Annotated in this window: 2 protein-coding genes; both read right to left on the bottom strand. The window is 44.5% G+C overall.

Annotated features, from left to right (window positions below):
- Positions 1-70: 70 nt before the first annotated feature.
- A complete protein-coding gene (locus tag A3757_RS00665; RefSeq protein ID WP_197469610.1) occupies positions 71-466 on the bottom strand; it encodes a type IV pilin protein in 396 nt (131 codons plus the stop codon).
- A partial coding sequence (locus tag A3757_RS26000) for a hypothetical protein (protein WP_197469609.1) occupies positions 463-1,019 on the bottom strand: 557 nt, incomplete at its 5' end. The genes A3757_RS00665 and A3757_RS26000, both read right to left, overlap by 4 nt.

The following is a 1,019-nucleotide window of genomic DNA, read 5'->3' as shown; positions in this document are numbered from 1 at the left end:
TAAGAATAGGGCGCGACAGTAACAGCGATGATATTGTTGAAGCGAGCGGAGGAAAGAATGTTAGCTGTGGTTAATTCCATTGCCCTTCTCTACGGCCATCAGAATATAACTCCAACCTCTCATCCGAACGAGTTTCAATGATCGGCTCAGCGACCAATGCATAACAAGCCCCTTCGTCACAATCACTTAGGCCAGAGTCAATGTAGAGATTGAAGTAGCCGTGATCCGATTCTAACTCGTCTTCATCATATGAAAGCAATTCCGATAAGCTTTGCGGGTAGCGCTGAAAGCTCATTGCATAACGCTCCAATTCAGTCTGCAAACGCAATAAAGAGGCCTTCCCCTCAGTCAAGCGGCTCCGCTGTTGGTAGGACTCGTATGAAGGTAAGGCCAGTGAAAATAGAATGGAAACAATTGCCAAACTTACAAGCAACTCTATTAATGTAAAGGCTCTAGAACGATTCATCGTTGCCACCATGATAAGCGCCTTATACCTTCGGCTAACTCAACGCCCAAGAGTTTAGACTCCTCTCCATAAAGGCTTTTGTTATCGATAGCGAGAAGAGATAACAAGGCTGAATCAGATATCAGGTGGTCTATACGCTGCCTCGGGAAGCCTTCTTCATCAAGCAACAAATTTCCGGCTAATACTCGTGTCTGTTTTTTGTCCGCCAAGATATCGGTAATTTCTTCCCCGCTAAAAGCATGATATAGCTTCAAGGTATTCAAACCGGATTCTGAGCAATCATTGCAGTCTCGACGAAACGCGTTCAAGACAATTATCTCTCCCAAGTCGACTATTGCCGAGGTAAATACTTCGTTCTTGGGAAGAGTGCGAACCCATCCTCTATTTTTAACCCCGCTTGAGCTTAACTGAAATTCACTTACTCTCTGCCTGGAAAAGTCATCTATCAGACCATAAACTGAGGAGCCAGCCGAAAAGAATAACCAAACCTTTCCCTCAGAACCTCTTTTGAGTAAAGGTTTGTGAGAAATTGCACCTCTGCCTGCAAATAGTT

This window comes from Oleiphilus sp. HI0117 (assembly GCF_001635235.1).
Note: the sequence above shows the minus strand (reverse complement) of the source record. Positions and strands in the feature narration are given on the sequence as shown.